The sequence below is a fragment of the Mycobacterium sp. genome, from assembly GCF_049608025.1.
GTDB lineage: Bacteria > Actinomycetota > Actinomycetes > Mycobacteriales > Mycobacteriaceae > Mycobacterium.
Genome location: NZ_JBMYXC010000088.1, coordinates 1 through 6,237, shown reverse-complemented (window position 1 = coordinate 6,237; position 6,237 = coordinate 1). Strand labels below are relative to the sequence as shown.

At 66.3% G+C, this 6,237-nt stretch carries 3 protein-coding genes; all 3 read right to left on the bottom strand.

Features of this window, described 5'->3' with window-relative positions; all coding sequences use genetic code 11:
- Nucleotides 1-1,095, bottom strand: a 1,095-nt coding sequence (locus ACPGXI_RS17420) for a pyridoxal phosphate-dependent aminotransferase (RefSeq protein ID WP_526655184.1), incomplete at its 3' end; no start/stop codon positions are given.
- Between the two features lie 57 nt (nucleotides 1,096-1,152).
- Entirely contained in the window at nucleotides 1,153-4,092 is a 2,940-nt protein-coding gene (locus ACPGXI_RS17415) for a (Fe-S)-binding protein (protein WP_526655186.1), read from the bottom strand.
- A 269-nt stretch (nucleotides 4,093-4,361) separates the two neighbouring features.
- Nucleotides 4,362-6,236: an Hsp70 family protein gene (locus tag ACPGXI_RS17410; RefSeq protein ID WP_526655182.1), complete on the bottom strand. Its 1,875-nt coding sequence runs from the start codon at nucleotides 6,234-6,236 to the stop codon at nucleotides 4,362-4,364.
- Nucleotide 6,237: the final 1 nt, after the last annotated feature.

Below are 6,237 nucleotides of genomic sequence, written 5' to 3'. Positions count from 1 at the left end.
GTCGTCGACGATCTCGTAGACCTCGGGGTCCAGGCGCGGGAACGCGTACAGCGCACCTTCGGGCTTCACGCATGACACCCCGGGGATCGCATTGAGCTGCGTCCACGCCACATCGCGCTGCTCCAGCAGACGTCCGCCCGGCAGCACCAGGTCGTCGATGCTCTGGTGACCACCCAGCGCAACCTGAATCGCATGCTGCGCGGGCACATTCGGACACAACCGCATGTTGGCCAGCAAGCCGATGCCTTCGATGAAGCTGGTCGCGTTCTCCTTGGGGCCGGTGATGACCAGCCAGCCGGACCGGTATCCCGCCACCCGGTAGGCCTTGGAAAGGCCATTGAAGGTCAAGCACAGCACATCAGGGGCCACGGTTGCCATCGCGATGTGCGCTGCATCGTCGTAGAGGATTTTGTCGTAGATCTCATCGGCCAGCAGCATCAGTTCGTGCTTGCGAGCCAGGTCGGCGATCTTGGTGAGAACTTCGCGGGAGTACACCGCGCCGGTGGGGTTGTTCGGATTGATCACGACAATCGCTTTAGTGCGGTCAGTGATCTTGGATTCCAGATCCGCGATGTCAGGCTGCCAGCCCTGGGTTTCTTCACATAGGTAGTGCACGGGGGTGCCACCGGCCAGCGATGTCGACGCTGTCCACAGCGGGTAATCCGGCGCCGGGATGAGCACCTGGTCGCCGTTGTCCAGCAGCGCCTGCAGGGTCATGGTGATCAGCTCAGAACAGCCGTTGCCCAGAAAGACATCGTCGATGTCGAACCGTGGGAACCCGTCGACGAGTTCGTAGCGGGTGAAGACGGCACGTCGTGCGCTGACGATGCCCTTGGAATCGGAATAGCCCTGCGCGTAGGGTAGCGCGGCGATCATGTCGCGCATGATCACGTCGGGCGCATCGAAGCCGAATGGCGCCGGGTTGCCGATGTTGAGCTTGAGGATCCGGTGCCCTTCGGCCTCCAGGCGTGACGCATGCTCGTGCACAGGTCCGCGAATCTCGTAGAGAACGTCCTGCAGCTTGCTCGACTGCGTGAAAACCCGCGGCCGGTCATGGTGGCCGGTCGAGTGCCAGGGCAACTGCGAAGTGCTCATGGGCACTATCGTCCCATTGCTGTCGAATGAAATAGGAATCTGAGGCGCGACGGTGACCTAACGCTTGCCCGGCGGTCGGGCGCCCTTGGCAATACCCAGGCCCTTGACGGGCGGCTCCTCTTTGGCTTCCTTGGCCTCTTTGGCTTCCACGGCCTCCGTGGCCGAAGACGCGGCCGCCTCGCCGTCGCTGCCGGGCTCGGCGGTCGGCTCGCCGCTGGGCTGCTCGGCGGGTTCGGCAGGGGCCGCCGCAGCCGGTGCCTTTTTGGCACCTGGGCGACGCGCGCCCGCGGCGATGCCAAGTCCCTTGACCGGCGGCTCCGGCGCAGGCTTGGCCGGCGCAGACTCGGCCGGCTTCGCCTCCTGCCGCTCTGCCGGAGCAGACGCCGGGGTTGACGCCTGGGCTGCGGGAGCTGCCTTCTTGGCGCCCGGGCGCTTGGCTCCACCGGCGATGCCCAACCCCTTGACCGGAGCGGCGGGGGCGGCTTTCGGGGCGGTTGCGGACTCCGGGGCGGCAGGTGTACCGCTTGCCGCGGGAGCTGCCTTTTTTGCACCGGGCCGTTTGGCGCCACCGGCGATACCCAGGCCGGTGACGGGCTTGGATCCGGATGGCGCGCCGGCTTCCGGCTTTGCCGCCTCCGCAGGCGCGGCTGCCACGTCTTCGGCTGCGGGCGCCGCAGCTTTATCGGCAGCGACACGCGGCCCGCGCTTCTCGGCTTCCTTTGCGGCGGCGCCCTTTTCAGGCAGCGTGAAGGTGCTCTTGTCCAGCGAACCCAGCAGCAGCTGGGCCACGTCGAGAACCTCGGCTTTCTCCACGTCTCTGGCCGTGGCGACGTCATCGACACCGTCGGTGATCATCACTCGACAGAACGGGCACCCAGTGGCGATCTTGGAGGCGCCCGTGTCCAGGGCCTCTTCGACGCGTTCGGTGTTGACCCGCTTGCCGATGTTCTCTTCCATCCACATCCGCGCGCCGCCCGCACCGCAGCACAGGCCGCGGTCGGCGTGCCGGGGCATCTCGGTCAGCTTCGCGCCGGAGGCCCCGATCAACTCGCGCGGGGCGTCGTAGACCTTGTTGTGCCGGCCCAGGTAGCACGGGTCGTGATAGGTGATGTCCGCTTCGCCCGGGCCGCTGGAGCCGACGGGCTCGACCGGAACCAACTTCTTGTCACGGATCAGTCGATTCAGCAATTGGGTGTGGTGCAGCACGGTGTAGTCGCCGCCGAGCTGCGGGTATTCGCGGCCCAGGGTGTTGAAGCAGTGCGGGCAGGTGACGACGACCTTGCGGTCCACCTGATTGACGCCGTCGAACAGGTCTTTGAGCGTCTCCACGTTCTGCGCGGCGAGTTGCTGGAACAGGAACTCGTTGCCGGATCGGCGGGCCGAGTCACCGTTGCACGTCTCGCCCTCGCCCAGCACCAGGAACTTCACGCCTGCCGCGGACATCAGCTCGGCGACCGCTTTGGTGGTCTTCTTCGCCCGGTCCTCGTACGCGCCGGCGCAACCTACCCAGAACAGGTACTCGAAGCCTTCGAAAGAGTCGACGTCCTTGCCGTAGACCGGCACGTCGAAGTCGACCTCATCGATCCAGTTGGTGCGGTCCTTGGAGTTCTGGCCCCACGGGTTGCCCTTGTTCTCCAGGTTCTTGAACAGCACACCGAGTTCGCCGGGGAACTCCGACTCCATCATCACCTGATAACGGCGCATGTCGACGATATGGTCGATGTGCTCGATGTCCACCGGGCACTGCTCGACACAGGCGCCGCACGTGGTGCACGACCACAACACGTCCGGGTCGATGACGCCGCCCTGTTCCAGGGTGCCGACCATCGGCCGGGTGGCCTGCAGCGGGGAGTCGGCGGGAACACGCTCGAAGCCCGACTCCGGCACATGGTGCTCGTCGTCGTGTTTGGTCTCGATGAAGCCGCCCTCGGTCGACTCCAGTTCCTTGGCCACCGACGCTTCGCTGGGCATCTCCTTGCCGTCCAGGAAGTAGGGAGCCTTGGCGAACATGTGGTCGCGGAGGTTCATGATCACGAGCTTGGGTGACAGGGGCTTTCCGGTATTCCAGGCAGGGCACTGCGACTGGCAGCGACCGCATTCGGTGCACGTGGTGAAGTCCAGGTAGCCCTTCCAGGTGAAATCCTCGATCTTGCCCCGGCCCAGCACGGCGTCCTCGGCGGGATCCTCGAAGTCCACGACCTCGCCTTTGGACTCCACCGGAAGTAGCGGACCCAGGCCGTCGGGTAGCCGCTTGAACGTGACGTTGAGCGGCGCCAAGCCGATGTGCAGGTGCTTGGAGTGCAGCACGATCAGCAGGAACACCAGCATGATCGCGATGTGCGCGAGCAGGGCGATCGTCTCGATCCACTCGTTGGCGGTATGGCCCAGCGGCTCCATGATCGAGCCCATCAGCTGAGAGAAGAACGCGCCGTTGCCGTACGGCAACGTGCCGTTGTTGACCGCGGCCCCGCGCACCAGGGCGTAGGTCCAGATGACGTTGAAGATCATGAATAGGATCAGCCAGGCGCCACCGGTATGTGATCCGTAGAAGCGGGAGCTGCGACCGTGCTGTTTAGGTTCGGTGCGCAGCCGAATGATCGCAAAGGTGATGATGCCGAGCAGCACCGCGACGGCGAAGAAGTCTTGCAGGAAGCCCAGCGCGTCCCATGTGCCGATGAACGGGATGTGGAAGTCACGGACGACGAGCAGGCCGAAAGCCTCGAGGTATACCGAGGCCAGGATGAAAAAACCCCACATGGTGAAGAAGTGCGCGATACCAGGGATCGACCAGCGCAGCATTCGGGTCTGCCCGAACACTTCTTCTACTTGCGTGGCGATACGCGTTTTCATGTGGTCTTTGCGGTTGTTGGACTCGCTCATCGGTTGACCGGACCGGATCAGCTTTGTCAGCCACACCACCCGCTTTACGGCGAACACGCCGACCACGGCGATCATCAATGCCCCGACGATGATCCTTATCAGCATCTGCGTTTCCACGCGCATCCTCCGGTCGTGGGGTTACCGACGGGTAACATCGGCTATATTACCGATGGGTAACTTTGGCTGGTTGCCTGCTCATAGTCGCATCTCGCAGTGAAACCGCGCTATGAAGGCTGGCCTAACTAGCGATTGGTCAGCGTGACGCCGCCAGCATCGCGTGCACATCGACGCCTGCAAGCGGATCGGCGTTCGCGGCGGTGAACGCCGCACCGATGGCCGGCACAGGTTGCTTCGTGGGCGCAGCGCCGGACTCGCCGCTACTCAGGTCACGCCACGGCGTTGGGCGCGATGGCAGTCGTGGTGATCAGATCCGCGGGTGCGGCCGTGGTGGTCGGCGGCGCTGCTGCGGTCGTTGTCGGCGGCCGTGTCGTGGTCGGCTGGGTGGTCGTCTGTTGGGTGGTCGTCTGTTGGGTGGTGGTCTGTTGGGTGGTGGTCGGCTGGGTTGTTGTCGGCTGGGTGGTGGTCTGGGTCGTCGTCGTCGTCGTCGTGGTTGTGGTCGGCTGCGTGGTGGTCGTCGTCGTGCTCGTCGTCGTGGACTCCGGCGGGGGCGGCGGTGGCTGGCTCACGGTGGTGGTTGCCACCCCGTCCGGCCCGACCGTGACTGTGGTGACCGGTGGCGGCAACTCGGACGGTGATGTCTCGCCCGGAGCGGGCGTGGCGGTCTCGGTGACCGTGGTCGGGTCGCCGATCGAACTGTTCAATGTCGCGGCGAGCCCGCCGAGTGCCAGGAGCGCCGCGGCGGCAGCCACCCCGAACAGCACAGGCGGGCGTTTGTACCACGGGAACGGATCGGGCTCACCGTAATGTGCATCGCCAGACGATTCGTAGCCAGAAGATTCATATTGGTACCCGCCGGTCCCGGAGTTGTAGTCCACCGGCGGCGGGGCGGCGGTCGCGCCCTGTCCCGGGTAGGACGACGTGGAGGTGTAGTCGTCGCCGGTGTAGGGCAGTGGATCCTCGACCGATTCGTCGTCTTGGGACCAGGCGAGCGCGCGGAAGGTCGCCGACGCGGCACCGTCGACGGCGGATTCGCCGGCGGCCAGCCCCGCCGCCCGCGCCGCCCATGCCGCCGGTCCCACGGTGGTAGGCGCGTCGACTGGTTGAGCGCTTCCGGTCGGCGCGTCGGCTCCTGGGCTCTGGTTGGCGACCAGCGCCGCGCCGACGGCCACGTTCAGCTGTGGATATGGGGTGGTGATCACGGGTGCGCGCAGCCGCTCGGACAGCCGTCGCGTCACCAGCGGAATGGCGGCGCTGCCTCCGACGGTGGCTACCGCGGAGACCTTGGTGACCGAAACCCCGTTGCTTCGCAGGATGTCCTCGATGGCGCTCAACAGTCCCCCGATGGGTTCGGAGATCAGCTGGTCGAACTCGGAGCGGGTGACCCGGATGTCGGCTGTCAGTCCCGGGAGCTCGGCGGGCACCACCGCTGCGGTCTCCGCGGAGAGCCTTTCCTTGGCAATGCGGCACTCGTCAACCACCTGCGCAATCGAATCGTGAGCGGCGGTGCGCGCAGTGTCGTCCTGGGTCGCCTCGGCGATCGCCGCGAGCACATGGTTGAGCATCACCTGGTCCAGTGCGTCACCGGAGAACTCTGGATAGCGGGCCGTAGAGCCGATCGGGTCCAGGTTCGCGGCCGCGTCGGCCAGGGTGATGCTGGATCCGCTGCCGCCGAGATCGACCAACACGACCACGCCGCGGTCGGGCAGTCCCGGGCCGGCCTGTAGCGCTGTCAGCGCAGCCATCGAGTCCGGGATCAGCACGGCAGGTGTGCCGTTGGGTGCCAGGCCGGGCAGCGCGCGCAGCGCACCGCGCAGCGCGCCGATGGCTCCCGGTCCCCAGTGCGCGGGTGTTGCGACTGCTATAGGAGAACCCCCGTCGACCAGACGCGCCATCGCGTCGAGGGCGGCGGCCACCACCTGCTCGCCGCGGTGGGCCGAGCCGTCCGGGGCCACCAGCGGAGCCGAGCCGCCGACGCGCTCGACGAACCCGTTCAGGACGACTCCCGGCACGCCGCGACCCGAGCTTTCCGCTGTTTCCGCGGTTACTTCGGGGGACACGCCTACCTCGGGAGCTCGGCCCGTGAACAGCGTGAGGATCGATCGCCGCAGCACCGGCGGGCGGCCGATGCGGGCCGCCACCAGG